The organism is Sagittula salina, assembly GCF_017813235.1.
Taxonomy (GTDB): Bacteria; Pseudomonadota; Alphaproteobacteria; order Rhodobacterales; family Rhodobacteraceae; genus Sagittula; species Sagittula salina.
Window position 1 is genome coordinate 109,571 of sequence record NZ_JAGISH010000003.1, and the last position, 24,890, is coordinate 134,460.

Genomic DNA, 24,890 nt, shown 5'->3' on the forward strand with positions numbered 1-24,890 from the left:
CCGGTCGGGAACATCCCGCCAGCCGAGGCCCAGCGCAACTTCTATGAAACGATCGAAGGAGTGAATATGGTCGCCTGAAGCCAAGCAAACTGCCTCCGGCAAACCCGGCGCGGTTCAATTTGGCAGGCGTGTATTGCGCGAGCCAGGTGTCCACGTCACCCTGCTGGTCGGCCATGTCCTGCAGGGTGATCTCAAGGCTGCGATTGCGGGGCTGGCGGGCCCGGGTCTCCCGCTCCTTCGGGTCGGAGATGTAGCCGTAATGAGCCAGGTCGACCGCCGTCAGCGGAGCATCGCGGGCGGTCGCGGCACGGGTCTTCAGCGTTGCCGGGCCTTCGTCCCCGAGTGCGGGGGCCAGCGCCTCGACCGCGTGGTCGAACGCGCCGTAGCCATCCGCGACCATGGCTTCGAAAACGTCTTCAGCAAGCGCCTGCGCGTCAGGCGAGAGGTTTGGTGCGATCCGCCCCAGGGCCTCCATCGCGGCGCGCAAGCTATCGCCGATGGTGCCCCAGCTGTCATCGGTACGCTCAAAGATACATTCGGCCAGGTGCAGCTGCGCCCGGAGCAGGTCGAATGCAAGGTTCGGCGCTTCGGGCGCGATGCGGGCCTCTATCAGCTGAACGGTGCCGTCCAGTTCCTTGCCGAGCTTCTTCTGCGAGGTGCGCGAGATGAGCTGCAGCCCCGCCGGATCGAGGCAAACCTCTTGCGGATGTCAGCGGCGACCGGCTCCGCCCCCTGGCCGGCAGCCAGCGCCATGCGAACCTACCGTTGCCGCGCCGCCTCGCCCTGGACGGCTTCGAGCAGCAGGTCGGCCAGCGCTTCGGACCCCAGAGCCACCAGGGTCGGCCTTGTTCAGCGCCTTGCCCGCCATCTTGCGCCCCCTTTCAACCCTACGCCCGGGCGACTTCACACCAGGGTCAGCCGGAAATCAATATATGGAAAAGGCGCCCAATGGGCGCCCTACATGTTGAATTGATCCTGGCTTCGCGGGATCTTTGCCCCGATGTACAACCGTCAGTGCGTCCAAGGGGCGCGGCGGTCGCTGGCGAAATTCTCCGCGTAGCCGCGTGCGCGGATGTTGGGCTTGCGCTTCTTTGGCTCCGTCACGACCGCGTCGATACCGTGATCCTTCGCATAGGCCAGCGCCGCCTCTTTCGTCTCGAACTGCAGGCGAACCTGACTCTGGGTGTCCGAGGACGAGGTCCACCCCATCAGCGGGTCGATCGCGCGCGGGCTTTCGGCCACGTAGTCGAGAACCCAGTGCTTTGTCTTGCCCTGCCCCGAGGACATCGCCGTACGGGCCGGCTGATAGATGCGTGCGCGCATGTCCAGACCTCCTTGAATCACCGGGGTTATCGGGGATTCCGCGCGCCAAGGCAACCGCGCATGCATGGCCAATTGTCACGGCAGCGCCTCACAGAAGTAAGGCGCAAGCAGCGCCAAGGGTCAAAGCCCGTACCACGGGGAGCGAGGGGTGGGTAAGGTGGTACAAGGATCAGGCCAGCCGCTGCTTGCTGACCCAAGGCTATTGCGCAATTCAAATCTGGCAAGGCGCAAGCATTGGCATTTTTGGGCGGATTGCCGCCGCTGAAACGACAAGCAATTGGCAGCGAACCGTTTTCGCCCGGCCCCCGTGTTTGCTCCATATACTCAAGTCGTGCCGATCTGCTCACGGCTTGCGCACTGCGTGAACGCCACCGCCCGCCCTTCCTGCCGAAAACCGTCAGGAACCGCCCTTGCATCCCGGCCCGGCCATGCCACATTCCCTCCGAAGGAGTCGCCGATGCACAACAACAATCCGCAGTCCATGCCCGTCCTGCACGCGGCCGCGCCCGACGTGCGCACACGCGAAAAGCTCGAGGGCGGGAAGCGGTTCACCATGCAAACGGAGTTCAAGCCCGCCGGCGACCAGCCCACCGCAATCGCGGAGTTGTCCACGGGCGTGCGAGAAGGCGAGCGCGATCAGGTTCTGCTCGGCGCCACCGGCACGGGCAAGACCTTCACCATGGCGAAGGTCATCGAGGAAACCCAGCGGCCCGCAATCATCCTTGCCCCGAACAAAACACTGGCCGCGCAGCTATATGGCGAGTTCAAGAGCTTCTTCCCCGATAACGCGGTGGAATACTTCGTCTCCTATTACGACTACTACCAGCCCGAAGCCTACGTCGCGCGCTCTGACACCTATATCGAGAAAGAAAGCCAGATCAACGAACAGATCGACCGGATGCGCCATTCCGCCACCCGGGCCCTCCTGGAACGGGACGACGTGATCATCGTGGCGTCGGTGTCCTGCATCTACGGCATCGGGTCCGTGGAAACCTACGGCGCCATGACTCAGGACCTGTTCGTGGGGCAGGAATACGACCAGCGCAAGATCATGGCCGACCTGATCGCGCAGCAGTACCGCCGCAACGATCAAGCGTTCCAGCGCGGGTCGTTCCGGGTGCGCGGCGACGTGCTGGAAATCTGGCCCGCGCACCTCGAAGACCGGGCGTGGCGGCTGTCCTTCTTCGGCGAGGAACTCGAAGGACTGACCGAATTCGACCCGCTCACCGGCGAAAAGACCGCCAGCTTCGATCGTATCCGCGTTTACGCCAATTCGCACTACGTGACCCCGCGCCCGACGATGCAACAGGCCGTCATCTCCATCAAGAAGGAGCTGCGCCAGCGGCTCGACCAACTGGTTGGGGAAGGCAAGCTGTTGGAAGCGCAACGGCTGGAGCAACGCACCAACTTCGACATCGAGATGCTGGAGGCCACTGGTGTCTGCAACGGGATCGAGAATTACTCGCGTTACCTGACCGGCCGCGCGCCGGGCGAACCGCCGCCCACGCTGTTCGAATTCATCCCCGACAACGCCATCGTCTTTGCCGACGAAAGCCACGTCTCCGTCCCGCAGATCGGCGGCATGTACAAGGGCGACTACAGGCGCAAGTTCACGCTGGCTGAACACGGGTTCCGCCTGCCGTCCTGCATGGACAACCGCCCTCTGAAGTTCGAGGAATGGGACGCGATGCGCCCGCAATCGGTCTTTGTCTCCGCCACGCCCGCCGCGTGGGAGCTGGAGCAATCCGGCGGCGTCTTCTCCGAACAGGTGATCCGCCCCACCGGCCTGCTTGATCCGCAGGTGGAAATCCGCCCCGTTGAGATGCAGGTGGACGACCTGCTGGACGAGATCCGCAGGGTCGCGGCGCAGGGCTTCCGAACGCTCGCTACCGTGCTGACCAAGCGCATGGCCGAAGACCTTACGGAATACCTGCACGAACAGGGCATCCGCGTCCGCTACATGCACTCAGACATCGACACGATCGAACGCATCGAAATCCTGCGCGATCTGCGGCTTGGGGCTTTCGATGTTCTGGTGGGCATCAACCTGCTGCGCGAGGGCCTGGACATCCCGGAATGCGGGCTGGTCGCCATTCTGGACGCGGACAAGGAGGGTTTCCTGCGCTCCGAAACCTCGCTGATCCAGACCATCGGCCGCGCGGCGCGGAACGCCGAGGGCCGCGTCATCATGTACGCCGACCGCATCACCGGCTCCATGGAGCGCGCCATCGACGAAACCAACCGCCGCCGCGAAAAGCAGATGGCCTACAACGTCGAACACGGCATCACTCCGGAAACGGTGAAAAAGAACGTCGATGACATTCTCGCGGGCCTCTATCAGGGCGACACCGACCAATCCCGCGTCACGACAAAAATCGACCCGAAACTTCAGGGTTCCAACATCCAGGCCGTGCTTGAGGGGCTGCGCACCGACATGCGCAAGGCCGCCGAGAACCTCGAGTTCGAAGAGGCCGCCCGCCTGCGCGACGAAGTCAAGCGGCTGGAGGCGGTGGAACTGGCCGTATCCGACGACCCCCTTGCGCGACAACAAGCCGTTGAACGGGCATCCGAGGCTGCCGTAAAGGCGCGAGGCCGGTCGACGGCCGGCAAGCCGGGTCAGCGGGGCGGGAACGTGAAGCGGCGGAAGCGGTGATGGCCGGACCGGGAACAGGGTTCGGATAAGCCGAAAACTCAGACGCCATCTGGGCGCAGGACGTCGTATCGGGGCAATCGTCACCAAGGGTTTTCGTGCAAGCGAATTGATCCCGCACGTGGGCCAGTTTCATTCGGTCGATCCGGCCTGCACCTTCTCGGCTTGATCGACAGTACAGGTATGAAGGCCCCTTGGGGTCGTTGAACTCCGCTCTGTATCGCATCGCGGATATGCCGCGGTGATGGCTGGTTGCGCCGCACTGCATTCATCCGTAAAATACCAATGGGGACAGACGCCTGCGCCATGAGGCCAGTCCGGCGGGGTTCGCTGGCTTATGAGCCCGATTGCAGCCGGGCGAGGGATGTTATGATCAGCCAGATGCCAACTTTGGTCAATGCAGCCATGCTCCGGGCGCCAATCCGGCTTGCCGTCACCTCAGCGGATGATCTCTGACCTGGGGCGCGGGCCCGACCCGGTGCGCGCTGGTCAGCCCAAACCCATCGACCCTGTGAACTTGCGGCTGTCGGGCCGGTTGGTTGTCGCCAGGCTGGAAGAGGCCCGCGCGCAATTCCCGGCAACGGCAACAGCCGCTGACATCAGTCTCGACCTGTCGGCGGTCGAGGCCCTGGATACGGCCGGGGCATGGCTGATCATCGACACGCAAACCGCCATCCAGGACCGTGGCGGGCACTGTGATATTGTCGGCGCATCGGCGCCCCACCGCGAATTGCTGGACGTCGTCCGGCAAAGCATCCCCGCCAGAGCCACACTGGAAAAGCCGCGCCACAGCTTTGTCGATTGGGTCGAGATGATCGGCGCCAAGACGTGGCATGGCATTCTCGGGCTGGTGGAAATCGTCGGGTTTCTCGGGGCGGTCGTGGCGTCCTTGGCGTTTGTCATGGTGCATCCCAGCCGACTGCGGCTGACCTCGCTTGTGCATCACATGCAGCAGATAGGGCTGAACGCCATTCCCATCGTGTCACTCATGGCGTTCCTGATCGGCGTCGTCATGGCCTTTCAGGGCGCCGTACAGTTGCGGCAATTCGGAGCAGAGGTATTTGTCGTCGACCTGATCGCGATCTCTGTCCTGCGCGAACTGGGCATCCTTCTTACGGCTATCATTGTCGCGGGGCGCTCCGGCGCGGCCTTTACCGCGGCAATCGGGTCGATGAAGATGCGCGAAGAAATCGATGCCATGCGGACATTGGGTCTGGATCCGATTGAGGTGCTGGTCCTGCCGCGCGTTCTGGCATTGATCGTGGTGCTGCCGTTGCTGGGCTTCGTGGCGGATGTCATGGGCCTGTTGGGCGGGGCCATCATGTCGTGGATCGAGCTGGGGGTGTCTCCCGGCATGTTCCAGACGCGGCTGTATGATTCCGTCGGCGCCTGGCATTATGCCGTCGGGCTGATCAAGGCGCCGTTCTTTGCCGTCATCATCGGGATCGTCGGCAGCTACGAAGGCATGAAGGTCGGCGGCGACGCGGAATCCCTGGGCAAGCTGACTTCGACTTCGGTGGTGCTGTCGATCTTCCTCGTCATCGTGGCGGACGCCCTGTTTTCGGTCTTTTTCGCCGTGGTCGGTGTCTGATGCGGGAACCGCGCGATGCCATCATTCAGGTCCGCGGGCTGCGCACGCAGTTCGGCACACATGTCGTCCATGAGGGACTGGACCTGGACGTCTATCGCGGTGAGGTGCTGGGCATCGTCGGCGGATCGGGTACGGGGAAATCCGTCCTGCTGCGGGCCATCGTCGGGCTGGTGCATCCCAGCGCGGGCAGCATCGAGGTCTTTGGCACCGACCTGCTGAACGCCTCGGCTGAGACCCGGCAAGGCATCGGGCGGCGATGGGGCGTGATGTTTCAGGACGGGGCGCTGTTTTCTTCGCTGACGGTGCGCGAAAACGTCGAGGTCCCGATGCGCGAGCAGACGGATCTGCCTGCCAAGACCCGCCGCGCGCTGGCGGAGCTCAAGATTTCGATGGTCGGCTTGCCGCCGCTGGCGTGTGACAAGTATCCGTCGGAACTGTCTGGCGGGATGCGCAAGCGCGCGGGGCTGGCCCGGGCGCTGGCGCTCGACCCGGAGATTGTTTTCCTGGACGAGCCTACGGCCGGGCTGGACCCGATCAGCGCCTCTGCCTTTGACGCGCTGATCAAGAAGCTTCAGACCACGATGGGTCTGACGGTGTTCATGGTGACCCACGATCTGGACAGCCTGCATGCGATCTGTGACCGAATTGCCGCCCTTGCGGAAAAGAGGGTTCTGGCAACCGGCACGATGAAGGACATGTTGAAGGTAGAACATCCCTGGATGCAGGAGTATTTCCACGGTCCCAGGGCGCGGGCCGCGGGGCTTGGGACGGACAGATCGGGAACTGAGGGACCGGGGACCGACCGGCCGGGGCTGGGGGGCTGAATACGGATGGAGACCAAGGCCAATTTCGTGCTGATCGGCACCGTCACCCTGGCTGGCATCCTGGGGGCACTGGGCCTGTTGGTCTGGTTCGCCAAGGTCGAGATCGACCGTCAGTATGCTGTCTACGAAGTCCTGTTCGAGGATGTCTCGGGGCTGGGGATGGCAGCGGACGTGCGTTACAACGGTCTGGCGGTCGGCAAGGTCATCGGGCTGGATCTGGACCAGACCGACCCCAGCAAGGTGCGGGTGCAGATCGAAGTCGCCGCAACCACACCGGTCAAGACCGACACGACCGCGCAACTGAATTCTCTGGGTGTGACGGGGGTGGGCTATGTTGCCCTTGACGGGGGCAGCCCCGCCGCGCCGCTGCTGCGCGATCCCGACGACCCGACTGCGGTCAAACTGATCCCGTCGGAACGCTCTGTGGTTCAGGCGCTGACCGAAGACGCCCCTGACCTGATGGCCGAGGCGGTCGCCGCGATCAGGGAAGTCCGCACCTTTCTGGGGGCCGAGAACCAGCAATCGGTGGCCAACGTTCTGAAAAACCTCGAAAGCGCGTCAGGGCAGCTTGAAACGGCGCTCAGCGACTTTTCGGACATTTCCCGAACCGTCTCGGATGGCGTCAGCGAAATTTCCAAGTTCACGGGGCGGTTGGATGACATCGGAAACTCGGTGGAGACGACGCTTGTGTCGATCACCGAAACGCTGGACGTCGCCAGATCGGCCATCGCCAATGTCGAGCCCACGTTCCAGTCCGCGACGGCGGCGTTCAACACGGCCGAGGCGACCCTTGGCGACGTGGACGCGTTCGTGCAGACCCGTGTCCCGCAGATCGCCGACGATCTGACGACGGCCATCCAGTCCGTCGAGACCGCCACGAACGACCTGCGCCCACGGCTGGACGAGGTGCTTGCCCAGTTCGGCGGCACGGCCGAGGCCGCGACGAAACGCTTTGCCGAGCTTGAAGCAACGATTGCCGATCTGGATGTGACCCTTGCGGATGCGCGCGCATCCTTTGCCGCGATCGAAGCGGCCTCCGACGATTTCCAGACGCTGGTGAACGGCGAAGGCACGGCGCTGGTGACCGACGCCCGCGCGACATTGACCACGGTGAACGAGGCCTTCGCCGGCGTGGACAAGATGCTGAAGGACGACATCCCGGCCGTTGTTGCGGACATCCGCACGGCTGTCACCTCGGCGACCGAGGTGATCAACGAGGTCTCGACCGATGTCACGGCGTTCACGAAGCGCCTCGACCCGCTGGCGCTCAGCGGCGAGGAAACGCTGAAGGCGGCGACGCGGACCCTGCAAAACGCGGATCAGACCCTTGCCAACCTCGACCAGGCCCTGACGACCACAGAGACGACGCTGGACGCCGCCAAGGGCGCGTTTGCCAAGGCCGACACGGTGTTGTCCACCGATCTCGGGCCCGCGATTGCCGATATCCGCATCGCGGCAGGTCAGATCGAGGAGACAATGAACCAGTTGGCCGGGGACATCCCCGCCATCGCCACCGACCTGCGCGAGGCCGCGTCGCGCACGCTCAAGGTGGTCGAAAACATCGAAACCACGGTGAACGCCAGCGCGCCGCCGCTGCAGGACTTTGCCCGCAACGGCTTGCCGGAGTTCACCAAATTCGCCCGGGAGGCCCAGCAACTGGTCCTTCGGCTGGAACAGGTGGCCAAGAAGCTGGATCGGGACCCCGCCCGGTTCTTCTTTGGCAACAACATCCCGGAATTCAGGAGATAGGCAGACATGACACTTCGTATCGCATTGCGACGGGCGGCTCTGACGCTTGGGCTGGCCGCGATGGCCGGGTGTTCGGCCATTTCCAGCATCCAGTCGGCGTCGACGCCGCTGGGCACCTATGAGCTCAGCCCGCTGCCTGCGGTTTCAGACGGAACACGGCGGGGCCGACATCATCTGGAGGTCGCGATGCCGACCGCCACGGGGGCGCTGACAAGTGACCGCATCGTGATCAAACCGACGCCGCTGGAGCTGCAGACGCTGCCGGATGCGCGTTGGGTCAATGACGCGGCGGCGCATTTCCAGTTGCTGCTGGTGCGGTCGCTGGCGAATTCGGGACGGTTTTCGCTGGTCACCAGCGCCGGGTCGGGGCCGTCGCCGGACTATGTGCTGATGACGGATCTGCAGGCGTTCCAGGCCGAGGTCGTCGGCGACAAGGTGCGGGTTGTCATCCGGTCGACCATGACCGTGCTGCGCGACAGTGATGGCGCGATCGTCGCCTCGCGCAGCTTCAGCAGCTACGTGCCGGTGGCCGACACATCCGCAGAGCTTGTCGTCGGTGCGTTTGACGCGGCCATGACCCGGCAACTGACGGAAATGGTCGACTGGCTGGCCGATACGCGGGGCCTGTAGTCACACGGTCCGCCGCCCCGGATGTCCATTCACGTTGCCTTCAGATCGCGGCAAAGCCGCTGAAACTGTATTTGCATCGGCGGGCGGGGCATGACCTGCGCTTCAGGAAATAGCATCTTCTGTTTCTGAATCTCCTCAGCCATCCTCCCGAGAAAATTCCACGTCCGCATCCTCCTGAAATCAGTAACCGCCCGGTTGTCACCGCGGATCGGTGCGGCGGCGTCCAGTTCCATGGAAGCGGTTCGCCGAGCCGGTTGATCTTGTGATCATGGACGCGGTCGAGGATGTCGGGGAGCCAGGCTTGCGGATCGATCCCGTTCATCTTGGCTGTCTCGATGAGGGTCATCGCCCGGGAGAGCGTTTCGCCACCGCTGTCGGCGCCCGCGAAAAGTCGGTTCTTCCGCCCGATGCCAATCGGTCGCATGGCGCGCTCGGCCGGGTTGCCGATGCCGACGCGGCCATCTTCGAGAAAGAGTTCGAAGGACGGCGAGCGGCTGAGACCGTAGCGGAAGGCCTTGGCGAGATCCCCCTTGCCCGGAATGCGCTGCAGCTGGGCTTCGGCCCATGTCTTGAAGGTATCGACCATGGGGCGGGAGTGCTTCGCGCGTGGCTGCGCTCAGTTCGGCCGGTTGGCCAGCGATTTCGGAAAAAAGGGCGCCGAAATCCACCGGCAGGAACACCGTACCGTGGTCCGGGGACCACAGGCCCTATTTCTTCAGGTCACGCGACCGGCCATAGATCAGACACCGTGTAATCTCGTGACGCTGGGCGACCTGCGTCACCGAGGCCCCGCCGACGCCGACCTCCAGCGCGATCTTGAGCTTCTCATCGTCATTCCAGCGGCGACGTTCGACACCCAGAACCTCGCCCAGCATGGCCCCTCCCGATAAACACGTCGCCAACGACATCGTTACGCGCGTGTCTCGACTCGGCGGACCTCTGTCAGGCAGGCGGTCTCAAACAGGCGGTTACTGAAATCAGGGGGATTACCTTCCTCAATCGCCCCATCCACCATTGCATCCTTGGCATGAGGCGCAACGACGGCTGACACTTCATGGCCCTGTCTGACGTCCCCTCGCTAGGCCAAAGGCTTCATCAACTCGTGGCGGATGCCCTCTGGCAGTTCCTCGGCCTTGTAATACCGTGTCGCATGGGCAGCCCGCATGATGGATGCGCGCTTGCGCGGCAGCCGCTCCATTACGCAGCGTCCGATCCGGCGGCCCGCCACCGTCTCGTTGCGGGCCAGTGCAAAATACCCCGGCAGATAGGTCGAAAACCGGTGGGCGGGCCGCGAGGTGAAATTCAACGCCACATTGTTCCACGCCGGCGCGCTGGCAAAGAACCACGCATAGCCGTCCTCCACCCCCAAAAGCCACCCGCGCAACTCGCGCAACTTTGGCGGCAGAACGTCCGTCTGCAGGATCGAGGACCGATTGACGTAGCCGCGCAGAACCCGCGCCCCGGGCAGCGTCTTCATCTGGAGGGCGGAGCACACAAAACTGTCCGCCATGCCCATTGAGGCCCGCCAATACAGGTAAAGCCCATCCGGCAGTTCTTCGGGCGACACGTAGTGCGAAACGTGCTCGGGCAGGAAATGCACCGCGTTCTCCAGCCCGAAATTCCGGGGCGGCGGGGGCCGGACAGAGCCGGGCGGGGGCAGGCCCGCGATGAAGCCACCGGGCAGCACCTCCGTCAGGATACGCGCATCCACACCGAAGAAATCACTGATCCGCTTCAGCACGGCGGGCTTCGGGTGGGCCTCTCCGTTCAAATATCGGTTGAATTGCGCGCGATTGATGTCCAGTGACCGTGCTGCTTCGGCTGTGGACGGACACAAGGCCACGAGTTTGCGGAGATTCGCGCAGAAGCGCATCGATACGGGTATGTCGTCCAGAGGATTCATCTCGCCTGTCTCAGAATTGCGTCGAAAACCGCGAAAATGTATACATTCACGTTACGTCAGTAACAGTTTCTGATCACGATGACCGCAAAAAACATGCACATTCCAAATGCTTTACGTCAAATTGGTTGATCAACCCGCATGATAAATTCACATATCGTTGTTTGATCAATGTATCATCCTGGGACCATATAGATCATTCTGATGCGAAGGGAGGCAAACTCGTGAACAACAACCTTTTCGCGCATGCCATTACAACCGCCGAACGCGTTCCGGCTCAAGCTGCGGCGGGACTGACGGAGGGAATCATTCATCGATTGGAGCATGTTATTCGCCTCCTCGAACAAAGTGGCTACGAGCTCGCGCGGTCCGACACCTCGGCCGACGCGCCGCAACTCTTCCTCGCCGCCGCCTCGGTTGAGCGCGTGATCGCTCGCCTCAAAGCCTAGAAGATTGCCTTCCAGGAACAGCTTGACCCGCTCCGATCTGCGCACCCCGGATCGGGGTATTACTTTTTTCGTCAATAGCCTGCCGCGCGAACGCGGGACAGGGGCGGGACGCAGCTTACCCAGCCATCGCCCGACACCTCATAGCCCGCCCATTCGATTTAACGTATTGTTTTAGCTTGTTCAATTCGCGGGTGCGGGTAGCGCTCCATCAGCTAATTCCGTCTGGACTCGCGGCGGTGTGTCTGAGACAAACGCAGGCGGCCTGACCCGTCGGAGGCGCCCTCATGACCATCACCCACCTCGTCACCCATTCCGGCGGCTTCCACGCAGACGAACTGCTGTCCTCCGTCATCCTGACCCACCTTTTCCCGCAGGCGACGCTGTTGCGCAGCCGCGATCCCGCATGGACCAATCCGGCCCCTGGCCGCATCGTGTATGACGTGGGGCGCCTGTATGATGTGGATCAGAAAATCTTCGACCACCACCAGAAGCAAAGCCCCCTGCGCCCGGACGGCCATCCCTATAGCTCTTTCGGGTTGATCTGGCACCATTTCGGGCGCGACTACCTGCGCGCGCTCGCCGTGCCGGAGGCGGACGTGGACTCGATTCACGAGGGCTTCGATCGCAGCTTTGTCCTGCCTGTCGACCTGATGGACAATGGCGCGCTGGAGCCCTCGGTCGCCGGTCCGCTGGCCGCACTGACCCTTCCTGTTCTTCTGGAGACGCTGAAACCGACCTTCGACGACCGCAGCGATGCGGCGGACGATGCGGCCTTCGCGCAGGCATTGACCGTCGCCCGCACCTTCGTGGAGGCCACCGTGCGCGGCAAGGCCGCCAGACATCGCGCCGAGGCGGTCGTCCTGAAAGCCATTGAGGCCGCAGGAAATTCGCCCATCCTCGAACTGCCGTCAGGGATGCCCTTCCGGGCCGCGATCGACAAGGCTCACGCCGACCATCTGCTGTTCATTATCCATCCGCGCGACGGCGACTGGGCGCTCAGCACGATCCGCAAGGGCGCCGACACCTTCGAAAGCCGCGCCGACCTGCCAAAGGCCTGGGCGGGCCTGACCGACGGCCCGCTGGAATCCGCCTGCGGTGTCGAGGGCGCAAAGTTCTGCCACAACGCCCGTTTCATCGCCGTCGCCCACACCCGCGAGGCAATCCTCGCCATGGCCGAGAAGGCCGTGGCGGCGGTAACTCCCCCCTCCTGAACAGCCCCGCAATGCCGCCAAAAATACAGGCAAACCCTGCATGACGTTACGGCGCCCAGCGCGGCCCCCTTCCGCTGCGCCCGCAACGCGCCGCGACCAACCATCTGAAAAGCAATAACAATACCCACGACCAGCCCCCGCATGTTTTGCTTGCATAGCCTCATGCAGCATCGGCATTTGCAGTCCGCAAACCCGTCTCAATAGGCTGCCGCCATTCTGACAGGGAGAAAACAATGTCATTTCTGAAGACCTGCGCGGCTTCGACCGCGCTCGTTCTCGCACTCGCCGGGGGTGCTCTGGCCGAGACCACGGTCCGCGTCGCCTATGACGCCGACCCGGTATCGCTGGACCCCTACGAGCAGCTTTCCGGCGGCACGCTGCAGCTGAACCACATGGTATTCGACCCGCTGGTGCGCTGGACGCAGGATCTGGAATTCGAACCGCGCCTTGCGACCTCGTGGGAGCAGGTGAACGACACCACCGTGCGCTTCACCCTGCGCCAGGGCGTGAAGTTCCACTCCGGCAACGAGATGACCGCAGAAGATTTCGCCTGGACCTTCGAGCGCATCCGCAATTCGGATGACTTCAAGGGCATCTTCACCCCGTTCTCCGGCCTCGAGGTCGTCGATGACTACACCATCGACCTGAAGACCACCGCGCCCTACCCGCTGGTGCTGCACACGGCGACCTACCTCTTTGCCATGGACAGCGCTTTCTACACCGGCCAGACCGAGGACGGGAAAGACAAGGCCGAGATCGTCAAGCACGGCGACAGCTTTGCCTCGCGCAACATGTCGGGTACCGGCCCCTTCACCGTCACCGCGCGCGAGCAGGGCGTGAAGGTCGAGTTCGAGCGTTTCGACGGCTACTGGGACACTGAGTCCGACGGCAACGTCGACCACATCGTTCTGACGCCCATCAAGGAAGACCCGACCCGCGTCGCGGCACTTCTGTCGGGTGACGTCGATTTCATCGCGCCGGTCCCGCCGACCGACCTGCAGCGGATCGAGGATGCCGAGGGCGTCGACCTGATCACCATGCCGGGCACCCGCGTCATCACCTTCCAGATGAACGAGGACCGCGTCGAAGCCTTCAAGGACCCGAAGGTGCGTCAGGCCATCGACTTCGCCGTGAACAACACCGGCATCGTAGACCGCATCATGCGCGGCTTCGGCACCGTGGCGGCGCAGGCATCGCCCGCGGGCTACGCCGGCCACATCGACGACCTCGCACCGCGCTACGACGTGGCCCGCGCCAAAGAACTGATGGCCGAAGCAGGCTACGCGGAGGGCTTTTCCATCACCATGATGGCGCCGAACAACCGCTACGTGAACGACGACAAGATCGCGCAGGCCGTGGCTTCGATGCTGTCCCAGATCAACATCACCGTCGACCTTCAGACCCTGCCAAAGGCGCAGTACTGGCCCGCCTTCGACGAGCGCGCGGCCGACATGATGATGATCGGCTGGCACTCGGACACCGAGGATTCCGCGAACTTCCACCAGTTCCTGACCGCCTGCCCCGATGCCGACACCGGCAACGGCCAGTACAACTCGGGCAACTACTGCAACGAGAAGGCCGACGAGCTGATGAAGGCCGCCAACAACGAGGTGGACCCGGCGAAGCGCACCGCCATGCTGCAGGAACTCGAGCAGATCCTCTATGACGAAGCGGCCTTCATCCCGCTGCACTTCCAGGACCTCGCATGGGGCGCAAAGTCCAACATGAACGCGGGCGAGATCGTCAACGCGCTCGACTTCCCCTACTTCGGCGACCTCGTGGTATCCGAAGAGTAAACCCTCCGGGGGCGCCTCGCCGCGCCCCCGTTCCCGCCGCGGGCCGCGTCACGTACCGGCCCGCGCTTTCCTTTCCAAAAAAGAGGACTGCCATGTTCGCCTATCTCGTCAAACGGGTCCTTCAGGCCATCGCGGTGATGCTCGCCATCTCGCTGATCGGCTTTGCCATTCAGGGCAATCTCGGTGACCCCCTGCGCGAGTTGGTCGGGCAGTCCGTTTCCGAAGAGACCCGCCAGCAGTTGCGCGAGCAGCTGGGCCTCAACGACCCGTTCCTCGTGCAGTACACCCGGTTTCTGGGTAACGCGCTGCAAGGCGATCTGGGCACGTCGTATTTCTTCAAGGAACCGGCGCTGGACGTGATCCTGAAGAAACTGCCTGCCACGCTGGAGCTGGTGTTTGGTGCGACACTCCTGATCGTCGGCCTGTCGGTGCCGCTGGGCGTCTTTACCGCGATCCGCCCCAACGCGATCCTTAGCCGGATCATCATGGCGGTGTCGATCGTCGGCATCTCCATCCCGGTCTTCCTGACCGCGATCCTGATGATCTACCTGTTCTCCGTCGAACTGGGCTGGGCGCCCTCCTTCGGCCGCGGCGAAACCGTGCATGTCATCGGCTACTGGGACACCAATTTCCTGACCGCCGACGGCTGGGCACATATCGTCATGCCCTCCATCGCGCTGTCGTCGATCATGCTGCCGATGTTCATCCGCCTGATCCGCGCCGAGATGCTGGAAGTGCTGCAATCCGAATACGTCCGCTTTGCCAAGGCAAAGGGCATCGCACCGTGGCGCATCTACTTTGTGCACGCGTTGAAGAACACGCTGCTGCCGGTCATCACCGTGGGCGGCGTGCAGATCGGCACAATGGTGGCCTACACCATCCTGACCGAAACCGTGTTCAGCTGGCCCGGCATGGGGGCGATGTTCCTTGAAGCCGTCAACCGCGTGGATACCCCGCTGATCGTTGCCTACCTGATCGTCGTCGGCTTCATCTTCGTGGTGACAAACACCATCGTCGATCTGATCTACGGTCTCGCCAATCCCACAGTCAAACTCGCGAGGATGGGGGCATGACCGACCAATCCGTCGAAAACACCGTCCTGCAGGCCCGCCACGCGCCACGGCTGCGCGCGTTCTGGGACAGCAACATCATCTATGCCTTCCGTCACAACCCGGTGGCCATCGTGTCCTTCACCGTCTTCGCGGTGATCGCCGTTCTCAGCTTCTGCGCGCCGCTGATCGCGCCATACGATCCCTACGATCCGGCGCAGATCGACATCATGAACTCCGAATACCCGCCGGCCTGGGTGAACGGGTCGCTGCCGGAATTCTGGCTGGGCACCGACGACCAGGGCCGCGACCTGTGGTCGACTATCCTTTACGGTACGCGGCTGTCGATCATCATCGGCCTCTGCGCCGTGGTGGTGCAGGCGGTGCTGGGCATCACCATCGGGCTGCTATCGGGCTATGTCGGCGGGCGCACGGATTCGATCCTGATGCGTCTGGCGGATATCCAGCTGTCGTTCTCCACCCTGATGGTCGCGATCATTTTCCTCGCGTTGACGCAGGCGCTCTTCGGCTCGGAGGTCTTCGGGCAATATGCCGTCGTCTTCCTGATCGCGGTGATCGGCGTCGCGGAATGGCCGCAATACGCGCGCACCGTCCGCGCCACCGTGCTGGCCGAAAAGAAAAAGGAATACGTCGACAGCGCCCGCGTTCTGGGCTTTGGCCCCGTCCGCATCATGGCGCGGCACATCCTGCCGAACTCGCTGTCGCCGATCTTCGTGATCTCCACCGTGCAGGTCGCCAACGCCATCATCTCAGAAGCGTCGCTGTCGTTCCTCGGCCTCGGCATGCCGCCGTCGCAGCCCTCGCTGGGTTCGCTGATCTCGGCTGGCTTCGACTATATTCTCTCGGGGAGCTGGTGGATCACGGTGATCCCCGGCGTGGTTCTCGTGGTGCTGGTGCTTGTCATCAACCTGCTGGGTGACTGGATCCGCGACGTTCTCAACCCGAAACTCTACAAGGGCTGACCCATGACGCTGCTTTCCGTCCGTGACCTCACGGTCAAGTTCAAGACACGGGAGTCCTCCGTCACGGCGCTTGACGGTATCTCCTTCGACATCGCGCGCGGCGAACGCGTGGGCGTGGTGGGTGAATCCGGCGCGGGCAAGTCGATCACCGGCTTCGCGCTGATGAACCTGTTGTCGCGCCCCGGCTACATCGACGGCGGTCAGATCCTGTTCGAAGGGCAGGACGTCACGAAGATGACGCCGAAACAGGTCCGTGCCATGCGCGGCAACCGTATGGCGATGATCTTCCAGGACCCGATGGTGACGCTGAACCCGGTGCTGACCATCGGTCAGCAGATGATCGAAACGCTGCGCGCCCACCGCAAGCTGTCAAAGGAAGAAGCCCGCCAGATCGCGCTGGTGAAGCTGAAGGAGGTCTACATCCCCTCCCCCGAGGCGCGGCTGGACCAGTACCCGCACGAACTGTCTGGCGGGATGCGCCAGCGCATCGTCATCGCCATCGCGCTGCTTCTGGACCCGCAGCTGATCATCGCGGACGAACCGACGACCGCGCTCGACGTGACGATCCAGGCCGACATCATGGACCTTCTTCTGGAGATGTGCCGGTCCAACATGGTGGGGCTGATGCTGATCACCCACGATCTGGGCGTGGTATCCCAGGTCACGGAGCGGACCATGGTCATGTACGCCGGGCGGATCATCGAGAGCGGGCGCACGCGGTCGATCATCAACGATCCGCAACACCCCTACACGCAGGGCCTGATCAACGCACTGCCGCAGCAGACCCCGCCGGGATCGCGGTTGAAACAGATCCCCGGCACCATGCCGACGCTCTCGGCGATGCCGCAGGGCTGCCCCTTCCACCCGCGCTGTGCGCTGGCGACGGACGAATGCCGCGCGGTGATGCCGCCGCTCACGCAATACGGCGAGGTTCAGGTCGCCTGCCACGAGGTGCAGCGCCTGCACCGCGAACTCGCAAAGATGGAGGCCGCGCAATGACGAACGCTGCAACAAAGGCGGGGACACAGCCCGGGACACAGGGCCGGGACAGCGGCGCACTCCTGCAGATCCGCAACCTCGAACGCCGTTTCGACGTCGATGCGGGTTTCCTCGAAAGCCTCAAGTTCAAGGGGGGCCGCATCGTCCGCGACACCCGCGCGGTGCACGCGGTCAACGATATCTCCTTTGACGTCCACAAGGGCGAGGCGGTCTGCGTCGTGGGCGAATCCGGTTGCGGCAAATCCACGGTGGCGCGCATGGTCGCCTCGCTGCTGCCGCCCACCGCCGGCTCGATCCACTACGAGGGCCAGCGCATCGACACGCTGAAGGGCCGCGCCCTGCTGCCCATCCGCAACAAGATCCAGATGGTCTTTCAGAACCCCTATGCCTCGCTGAACCCGCGCATGACCATCGGCCAGATCCTCGAAGAACCCACGCGCTACCACAACCGCGGCGTCTCGACCGGAGAGATCCGGGACAAGGTGACGCAGGTCATGCAGTCCGTGGGCGTCGATCCGAACTGGGCCGCGCGCTACCCGCACGAATTGTCCGGCGGCCAGCGCCAGCGTATCGCCATCGCCCGCGCACTGACAGTCGACCCGCAATTCATCGTGGCCGACGAACCGATCTCCGCGCTCGACGTGTCGATCCAGGCGCAGGTTCTGAACCTGATGCTGGAAATGCAGGAACAGCACGGCATCACCTACCTCTTCATCACCCACGACCTGTCGGTTGTGGAACATTTCGGCACGCGCGTCGTGGTGCTTTATCTTGGCTCGATCTGCGAGGTGGCGGACACCCGCACGCTGTTCGCCGCGCCCAAACACCCCTATACAAAGGCGCTGCTGTCCGCCGTGCCGCAACTGAAGGACGACCGTCCCAACCACATCCGCCTGAAGGGCGAGATCCCGACGCCGATCGACCTGCCCTCCGGCTGCCCCTTCCAGACGCGGTGCCCGCAGGCCAATGATCGATGCCGCGCTGAAAAACCCCGTGGCGTCACGCAACCCGACGGAAGTCTTGTGGCCTGCCACGCAGTAGAAGAAGGTCGCACAGAACCCGGGGTTGAATCCGGCATGAAGGAGGCCGTCTAAGGTGGAATTCAACTGGTTGCGCGATTTCATCGCCCTTGCCGCGACGCAGAGCTTCTCTCGCGCCGCAGAGGAGCGGCACGTGAGCCAGCCCGCCTTTTCCCGCCGCATCCGCGCGCTGGAGGCCGCCATCGGTGCGACGCTCATCAACCGCGAGACGTTGCCATTGTCGCTGACCCCGGCGGGGGAGATCTTTCACGGTCAGGCGGAGGCCATGCTGCGCACGCTTGAGGACACCATCGAGCGGTGTCAGGCGGCCGAGGTGGAGGACGAGAACCTCCTCCGCCTCGCCGCCAGTCAGTCGCTTTATACCACCTACCACGCGCGCCACGTTCAGCCGCAGGCCAACGAGGGCCTGCTGAGCGTGGAACTGGGCGCGGTGGACTGGCCGGCGGAAAAATTTGCCGCCGCGCTGCACTCGGGCAGCGTAGATCTGGTGTTGGTCTACTGGCACCCGAGCCTGCGCTTCCTCGACGTGCTGGACACCGGCGCCTTCGAACATGCCGTGCTGGCGCGCGATGCCTTTGTCCCGGTGTCGAAACCCGATGCCGAAGGCCGCCCGGTGTTCCGCCTGCCTACCGCCGATAAAACCCGCGTGCCGCTGCTGTCCTACGGTTCGGCCTCCGTGCTCCGGCCGCTGGTCGACGACCTGCTGGCGCGCCACGCAGGCACGGTCGACACGCTTCAGGTCAGCCAGAACGCGCTCTCCTCTTCGGTGAAGGCGCTGATCCTCGAAGGTTTCGGCCTCGGCTGGCTGCCGCGCCGCTTCGCGCAGGCAGAACTGGACCGGGGCACGCTGGTGCCCGCCGGAGATGACCGCTTCGAAGCGCCGCTTGAAATTCGCCTTTACAGCCGCCGCGAAAGCCCGAAGCCAAAGCTGGCTCAGGTCCGCGAGGCGCTTTGCGCGCCGCAGGCAGACGATCACCCGGACACCGCGCAGGTGGTCCGGCTGAAACCCATCCAACAGGGAGATAGGCAATGAAGACAACAATCCTCGCCGCATTGATCGGCTCGACCATGCTGACGGCGGCATGGGCCGCCGACGTGCCCGAAGGCACCACGCTGGCCGAAGACCAGACCTACACCTACCGGGTACTGGACGAATACGACAGCCTTGACCCGCAGATGCTGGAAGGCGTCGAAAGCTCCACCGTGGTGCGCGACCTCTTCGAAGGTCTCTACAACATGGACGCCAAGGGCGAACTGGTGCCGGGCGTGGCGACCTCGCACGACGTGTCCGACGACAACCTCGTCTACACCTTTCACCTGCGCGATACCGCCAAGTGGTCGGACGGCAAGCCGGTGACCGCGAACGATTTCGTCTACGCGTGGAAGCGCGCGGTGGACCCGGAACTGGCCTCCCCCTACGCATGGTACATGGAACTCATGTCCATCGCGGGCGCGGCAGAGATCATCGCGGGCGAGGCCGACAAGGACACCCTCGGCGTCAAGGCCGTGGACGACAACACGCTCGAAGTCACGCTGTCGAAGCCCCTGCCCTACTTCGCCGACATGGTGGCGCACGCGACCACCTTCCCGTCACCGTCCTGGGCGATCGAGGCGCACGGCAAGGAATGGACCCGTCCCGAGAACATCGTCGGCAACGGTGCCTACATCCTGACGGAGCACGTCCCGAAGGAGCGCCTCGTGCGCGAGCGCAACACCCGGTACTGGGACAACGAGCACACCGTGCTGGACAAGGTCGTGGCCCTGGTCATCGGTGACGAGAACCAGGCTCTGACCCGTTACAAGGCAGGCGAGCTGGACAAGACCGACATCCCCGCAGGCCAGTACCCGGCCCTGAAGGACGAGCTGCCCGACGAGGCCTACGCCGTGCCGCGCCTGTGCAACTACTACTTCAGCTTCAACCTCTCCGACACCGGGCTGGAGGCGTTCAAGGACGTGCGCGTCCGCAAGGCGCTGTCCATGGCGATCGACCGTAAGGTGATCGTGGACGCGGTGCTGAAGGGCGGCCAGTTCCCGGCCTACAACTTCACTCCCGAAGCCACCGCCGGCTTCGAGCTGCCGGAAATCGATTACGCCGGAATGACCCAGGCGGAGCGCGATGCCGAAGCCCTGCGGCTGATGGAAGAGGCAGGCTACGGCAAGGGCGGCAAGCCACTGGAGTTCGCCTACCTCTACAACACGTCCGACAGCCACAAGCAGATCGCCATCGTCGCGACCCAGATGTGGAAACAGAAGCTGGGCGTGAACGCGACGCTGGAAAACCAGGAGTGGAAGGTCTTCCTCGAGAACCGCGGCAACCAGAACTTCGACATGGCGCGCGGCGCATGGTGCGGCGACTACAACGAGGCGTCCACCTTCCTCGACCTGCTGGCATCGAGCTCCGGCTACAACGACGCGAAGTATTCGAACGACCGTGTGGACGAACTGCTGACCGAGGCGAAGACCTCGCATGACACGACGCCGCTCTATACCGAGATCGAGCAGATCGTCGCCGAGGACATGCCGGTGATCCCGGTCTACCACTACTCCGTCAACATGATGCTGAAGCCGGACCTGAAGGGCTGGCCAATGGATAACGTCATGCAGAAAATGTACTCGAAGGACATGTACAAGGTCGCCGAGTAAACCCACCGCCGCCGCCCCTTTCGCGGGCGGCGGCCCCCTCCCTAAGCCATTCTCCGGCAAAGGCTCCCCGACATGCTGCAATACACGTTCCGCCGCACGCTTGCGGTGCTGCCGACGATCATTTGCCTGATCGTCATCTGCTTTTTCCTGATGCGCCTCGCACCGGGCGGCCCGTTCACATCCGAACGCCCGCTGCCGCCCGCGATCATGGCCAACGTGCTGGAACGCTACGGGTTGGATCAGCCCCTGCACGTGCAGCTCTGGACCTACCTGAAGAACATCTTCTTCCACTTCGACTTCGGTCCCAGCTTCTCGCAGCGCGACCGAGACGTGAACGACATCATCGCCGCCGGTTTCCCGGTGACGCTTACCTACGGGTTCTGGTCGGCGGTCTTCGTGCTGGCGCTTGGCATCCCGCTGGGGATCATCGCCGCCCTGAGGCAGAACAGCCTCTGGGACTACATCATGACCGGCTTCGCCATCTTCAGCCAGATCTTCCCGAATTTCGTGCTGGCGCCGCTGATGGTGCTGACCTTCACGCTGGCATGGGGCCTTTTGCCCGGCGGCGGCTGGAACGGCGGACAGTGGGAATATGTGATCATGCCCGCCGTGGCGCTGGGCACGTCGTACCTCGCCAACGTGGCGCGGATCACGCGGTCCTCCCTGCTCGAGGTGCTGGGTGCGCCCTACATCCGCACCGCCCGCGCCAAGGGCCTGGCCGAACGCACCATCCTGTGGCGTCACGCGCTGAAACCGACGCTGCTGCCGGTGATCTCCTACATGTCTCCGGTCTTCGTCTACATGATCACCGGCTCGGTTTTCATCGACGTCTTCTTTTCCACCGGCGGGATCGGGCAAAGCTTCATCGACGCAGCCTATACCCGCGACTACTCGGTGATCCTCGGGCTGGCGATCCTCTACTCGGTGCTCACCTTCGTGCTCAACCTCGGCGTCGACCTCGCCTACGCGGCGATCGACCCCAAAGTCCGGAGCGGCCTGAAATGACCAATCCCCAGACGCCAGAACAGACACCGGACAACCCGGAACACCACCCGCGCACCATGTTCGGTGCGCGCCGTCAGCACGAAGCGGCAGAACTTGCCGCAGCCGAGGAGATGATCGTCTCCCGCTCGTTCTGGGCCGACGCGCGCCGCCGCTTCGTAAAGAACCGCATGGCGATGATCGGCTGTTTCTTCGTCGTTCTGATCTTCCTCTTCGCCGCCTTCGGCGGGGTGTTCGCGCAATACAACATCGAGGAAATCGACTGGTCCCTGCTGGGCAAGGTCGAAACCGAGGGCGGCCCCAACCTGACCAACGGTCACTGGTTCGGCGTCGATGAACTGGGTCGCGACCTTTACGCCCGCGTCGTGCAGGGTACGCGCGTGTCGCTGCTCGTGGGCTTTGTCGCGGGTATCACCTCGGTGATGATCGGGTCGATCTTCGGGGCCATCGCGGGCTACTACGGCGGCCGCACCGACCAATTCATCATGGCAGCCTACAACATCACGCTGTCGATCCCCTACATCATCTTCTTCGTCGTGTGGCAGGCATTCTTTGGCCGCTCCGTGACGCAAATGGTGCTGGTGATGATCCTCATCAACTGGACCGCCGGGCTGCTGATCACGCGCGGACAGGTCATGACTCTGAAGAACCGCGAATTCGTCGATGCGGCGCGGATGCTGGGCCTGTCGGACCTGAAGATCATCGCCCGCCACATCCTGCCCAACATGCTCTGGGTGATCGTGATCTATACCTCCATCACCATCCCCGACGCCATCATGATGGAAAGCCTCGTGTCCTTCCTCGGCGTCGGAATCCAGGAACCGCAGACCTCATGGGGCGCACTGATCTCCGAAGGCGCATCGACCATGACCTACGGCACGCTCTGGCAACTCATGTTCCCGGCCCTCTTCTTCGCCGTGAACCAGATTTCGCTCTATTACATCGGGGACGGACTGCGTGACGCGCTGGACCCGAAGGAACGCTGATGACCCTTCTATCCGTCGAAAACCTCTCCATCCGCTTCGGCACGCCGGACGGCGACGTCCACGCGGTCAACGACGTCTCGTTCGATATCGCCGCGGGCGAGACCGTCGCGCTGGTCGGTGAATCGGGCTCCGGCAAGTCGCAGATCGCACTGTCGATCCTCGGCCTGCTGGCGCCCAACGCACGCACCTCGGGGCGCATCATGTACGGCGGGCGCGACCTCCTGTCCCTGAAGCGGCGCGAGCTGAACAAGGTCCGCGCCAAGGAGATCGCCATGATCTTCCAGGACCCGATGAGTTCGCTCAACCCCTACATGACCATTGAACGCCAGCTGAACGAAAGCCTCGAACTGCACGAGGGCCTGCGCGGAGCCGCCGCCCGCAAGCGTGTGCTTGAAGTGCTGGACGCAGTGCAGATCCCCGACGCCAGGAACCGCCTGCGGGCCTACCCGCACGAATTCTCCGGTGGGATGCGCCAGCGCATCGTCATCGCCATGGCACTCCTGTGCAATCCAAAACTCATCCTCGCCGACGAACCCACCACCGCGCTCGACGTGACGGTGCAGGCGCAGATCATGCGGCTTCTGGACGACATCCGCCGCGACATGGGCACGGCGATCCTGCTCATCACCCACGACCTCGGCGTGGTGGCGGGGTCGTGCGAAAACACGCTGGTGCTCTACTCCGGCAAGGTGATGGAGCACGCCCCCACCCGCGCGCTGTTCGCCGAACCGCAGCACCCCTATACGCGCGGCCTCTTGCGCGCCGTGCCGAACATCCACGACGAGGCGGGCGCGCTGCACGCCATTCCGGGCCAGCCGCCGAACACCATGCGGGCGCTGACCGGCTGCCCCTTTGCGCCGCGCTGCGTCGACGCCATCGCCGCCTGCCACCAGATCGTCCCGCCGCTGGAGGGGGACGCCCTCAGACAACGGGCCTGCATCCGCCCGGTGGAGGAGCTGACATGACCCTGCTTTCCGTCCGCGACCTCGAGGTCGCCTTTACCCTGCGCCACACCGCGCCCTGGCCCTGGCAGACCCCCGACGTGGTGCATGCGGTCAACGGCGTGTCCTTCGACCTTGAAAAGGGCCAGACGCTGGGCATCGTGGGCGAATCCGGCTGCGGCAAGTCCACCCTGATCCGCGCCATCGCCGGGCTGGTGACGCCCTCCGAAGGCACCGTGACGCTGGAGGGCCAGCAGGTCGCCTACCATTCGAAGGCCGACCTCACCCGCCTGCGCCGCTCCGTCCAGATGATCTTTCAGGACCCGGTGGCTTCGCTCAACCCGCGCATGACGGTGCATCAAACGCTGGAAGAACCGATCCGCCAGTTCTTCCCCGACCGTTCTGCGGCAGAACGCAAGCGCAACGTGAAGGACCTGCTCGACCGCGTCGGCATTCCCGAGCGCAACGCCAACCGCTACCCGCACGAGTTCTCCGGCGGCCAATGCCAGCGCATTGGCATCGCCCGCGCGCTGGCGGCGGAGCCGAAGCTGCTGCTCTGCGACGAACCGGTGTCCGCGCTCGACGTGTCGATCCAGGCGCAGGTGGTGAATCTGCTGCGCGACCTGCAGCGCGAGATGGGACTGACGCTGGTCTTTGTCGCGCATGACATCGGCATCGTGCGCCATATCTCCGACGAGATCCTGGTGATGTACCTCGGTGGCATGATGGAGATGGGCGCCGGCCGCGACGTGGTCACGCAGGCCGCCCACCCCTACACGCAGGCGCTGCTGTCGGCGGTGCCGGTGCCCGACCCGGACGTGAAGGTAATCCCGCAGATCCTCACCGGCGACCTGCCCAGCCCGCTGAACCTGCCCACGGGCTGCTTCTTCCGCAGCCGCTGCATCCATGCGACCGGGGCCTGCGCCCAGCGCCCCGCACTGCGGCCCGTCGGTGCCACGCGGGCGGCCTGCGTCCGGGCAGAGGAAATCGCCAGGATCCCCGCCTGACCCTGCTCCGGGGGCACTGCGCCCCGCGTATCGGAACGCGCATTGACAATTCCTTCCCGGCGCAACGATCATTGCCAGAACGGATTTTTCCGCAGGCAGGATCGCGTCGGGGAGGAC

Annotated in this window: 22 protein-coding genes and 1 pseudogene; 18 read left to right on the forward strand and 5 right to left on the reverse strand. The window is 63.9% G+C overall.

All coding sequences use genetic code 11. The annotated features are described in order from the left end of the window. Positions 1–676: DUF6880 family protein (locus tag J5474_RS06775; protein WP_342454014.1), on the reverse strand; the 676-nt coding region annotated here is incomplete at its 3' end. A 335-nt stretch (positions 677–1,011) separates the two neighbouring features. After that, complete coding sequence (locus J5474_RS06780; protein WP_209360057.1) at positions 1,012–1,323, reverse strand: ETC complex I subunit; 312 nt, start codon at positions 1,321–1,323, stop codon at positions 1,012–1,014. Positions 1,324–1,780: 457 nt separating this feature from the next. Here J5474_RS06780 and uvrB point away from each other — a divergent pair, with 457 nt between their 5' ends. The 5 genes from uvrB (at position 1,781) to J5474_RS06805 (ending at position 8,767) form a co-directional block, all read left to right on the forward strand. Next, positions 1,781–3,976, forward strand: a complete 2,196-nt coding sequence (uvrB, locus tag J5474_RS06785) for an excinuclease ABC subunit UvrB (RefSeq protein ID WP_209360058.1) — start codon at positions 1,781–1,783, stop codon at positions 3,974–3,976. 442 nt (positions 3,977–4,418) lie between these two features. Then, complete coding sequence (locus J5474_RS06790; protein WP_209360059.1) at positions 4,419–5,564, forward strand: ABC transporter permease; 1,146 nt, start codon at positions 4,419–4,421, stop codon at positions 5,562–5,564. Beyond that, entirely contained in the window at positions 5,564–6,388 is an 825-nt protein-coding gene (locus tag J5474_RS06795; RefSeq protein WP_209360060.1) for an ABC transporter ATP-binding protein, read from the forward strand. The genes J5474_RS06790 and J5474_RS06795 overlap by 1 nt, the downstream gene beginning before the upstream one ends. A 6-nt stretch (positions 6,389–6,394) precedes the next feature. After that, the gene (locus J5474_RS06800) at positions 6,395–8,137 is read left to right on the forward strand and encodes an MlaD family protein (RefSeq protein WP_209360061.1); all 1,743 of its coding nucleotides are present in this window, start codon (positions 6,395–6,397) and stop codon (positions 8,135–8,137) included. A gap of 6 nt (positions 8,138–8,143) precedes the next feature. Next, the gene (locus tag J5474_RS06805) at positions 8,144–8,767 is read left to right on the forward strand and encodes an ABC-type transport auxiliary lipoprotein family protein (protein ID WP_209360062.1); all 624 of its coding nucleotides are present in this window, start codon (positions 8,144–8,146) and stop codon (positions 8,765–8,767) included. Between the two features lie 217 nt (positions 8,768–8,984). Here J5474_RS06805 and J5474_RS06810 read toward each other — a convergent pair. The 3 genes and pseudogenes from J5474_RS06810 to J5474_RS06820 form a co-directional block, all read right to left on the reverse strand. Then, positions 8,985–9,426, reverse strand: a pseudogene (locus tag J5474_RS06810) (IS66 family transposase); the annotation flags it as partial. A 48-nt stretch (positions 9,427–9,474) separates the two neighbouring features. Next, on the reverse strand, positions 9,475–9,642 hold the full coding sequence (locus tag J5474_RS06815) for a transposase (protein ID WP_209360063.1): 168 nt from the start codon (positions 9,640–9,642) through the stop codon (positions 9,475–9,477). A gap of 203 nt (positions 9,643–9,845) precedes the next feature. Further along, complete coding sequence (locus tag J5474_RS06820; RefSeq protein ID WP_209360064.1) at positions 9,846–10,670, reverse strand: helix-turn-helix domain-containing protein; 825 nt, start codon at positions 10,668–10,670, stop codon at positions 9,846–9,848. 221 nt (positions 10,671–10,891) lie between these two features. On the opposite strand from J5474_RS06820, the gene J5474_RS06825 reads away from it, so the two are divergent. The 13 genes from J5474_RS06825 (at position 10,892) to J5474_RS06885 (ending at position 24,773) form a co-directional block, all read left to right on the forward strand. Then, positions 10,892–11,116 (forward strand): hypothetical protein, encoded by a 225-nt coding sequence (locus J5474_RS06825; RefSeq protein ID WP_209360065.1) that lies wholly within the window; start codon positions 10,892–10,894, stop codon positions 11,114–11,116. Positions 11,117–11,400: 284 nt separating this feature from the next. Then, the gene (locus J5474_RS06830) at positions 11,401–12,327 is read left to right on the forward strand and encodes an MYG1 family protein (RefSeq protein WP_209360066.1); all 927 of its coding nucleotides are present in this window, start codon (positions 11,401–11,403) and stop codon (positions 12,325–12,327) included. A gap of 233 nt (positions 12,328–12,560) precedes the next feature. Then, positions 12,561–14,123 carry an ABC transporter substrate-binding protein gene (locus tag J5474_RS06835; protein ID WP_209360067.1) on the forward strand — a complete coding sequence of 521 codons (1,563 nt, stop codon included), beginning with the start codon at positions 12,561–12,563 and terminating at the stop codon, positions 14,121–14,123. A gap of 92 nt (positions 14,124–14,215) precedes the next feature. Beyond that, positions 14,216–15,196 (forward strand): ABC transporter permease, encoded by a 981-nt coding sequence (locus J5474_RS06840; protein ID WP_209360068.1) that lies wholly within the window; start codon positions 14,216–14,218, stop codon positions 15,194–15,196. Continuing rightward, complete coding sequence (locus J5474_RS06845; RefSeq protein WP_209360069.1) at positions 15,193–16,155, forward strand: ABC transporter permease; 963 nt, start codon at positions 15,193–15,195, stop codon at positions 16,153–16,155. Before J5474_RS06840 ends, J5474_RS06845 begins: the two co-directional genes overlap by 4 nt. Positions 16,156–16,158: 3 nt before the next feature. Beyond that, positions 16,159–17,154, forward strand: a complete 996-nt coding sequence (locus J5474_RS06850) for an ABC transporter ATP-binding protein (protein WP_209360070.1) — start codon at positions 16,159–16,161, stop codon at positions 17,152–17,154. Continuing rightward, positions 17,151–18,248, forward strand: coding sequence for an ABC transporter ATP-binding protein (locus J5474_RS06855; RefSeq protein WP_209360071.1), 1,098 nt, complete (start codon positions 17,151–17,153; stop codon positions 18,246–18,248). Before J5474_RS06850 ends, J5474_RS06855 begins: the two co-directional genes overlap by 4 nt. Before the next feature lies 1 nt (position 18,249). Beyond that, positions 18,250–19,227: a LysR family transcriptional regulator gene (locus J5474_RS06860; RefSeq protein ID WP_209360072.1), complete on the forward strand. Its 978-nt coding sequence runs from the start codon at positions 18,250–18,252 to the stop codon at positions 19,225–19,227. Further along, on the forward strand, positions 19,224–20,837 hold the full coding sequence (locus tag J5474_RS06865) for a peptide ABC transporter substrate-binding protein (RefSeq protein ID WP_209360073.1): 1,614 nt from the start codon (positions 19,224–19,226) through the stop codon (positions 20,835–20,837). The genes J5474_RS06860 and J5474_RS06865 overlap by 4 nt, the downstream gene beginning before the upstream one ends. 72 nt (positions 20,838–20,909) lie before the next feature. Further along, positions 20,910–21,842, forward strand: a complete 933-nt coding sequence (locus J5474_RS06870) for an ABC transporter permease subunit (protein WP_209360074.1) — start codon at positions 20,910–20,912, stop codon at positions 21,840–21,842. Continuing rightward, the gene (locus J5474_RS06875; RefSeq protein WP_245216306.1) at positions 21,839–22,825 is read left to right on the forward strand and encodes an ABC transporter permease; all 987 of its coding nucleotides are present in this window, start codon (positions 21,839–21,841) and stop codon (positions 22,823–22,825) included. The genes J5474_RS06870 and J5474_RS06875 overlap by 4 nt, the downstream gene beginning before the upstream one ends. Further along, complete coding sequence (locus J5474_RS06880; protein ID WP_209360075.1) at positions 22,825–23,790, forward strand: ABC transporter ATP-binding protein; 966 nt, start codon at positions 22,825–22,827, stop codon at positions 23,788–23,790. The genes J5474_RS06875 and J5474_RS06880 overlap by 1 nt, the downstream gene beginning before the upstream one ends. Continuing rightward, entirely contained in the window at positions 23,787–24,773 is a 987-nt protein-coding gene (locus tag J5474_RS06885; RefSeq protein ID WP_209360076.1) for an ABC transporter ATP-binding protein, read from the forward strand. The genes J5474_RS06880 and J5474_RS06885 overlap by 4 nt, the downstream gene beginning before the upstream one ends. The last annotated feature ends 117 nt before the right edge of the window (positions 24,774–24,890 follow it).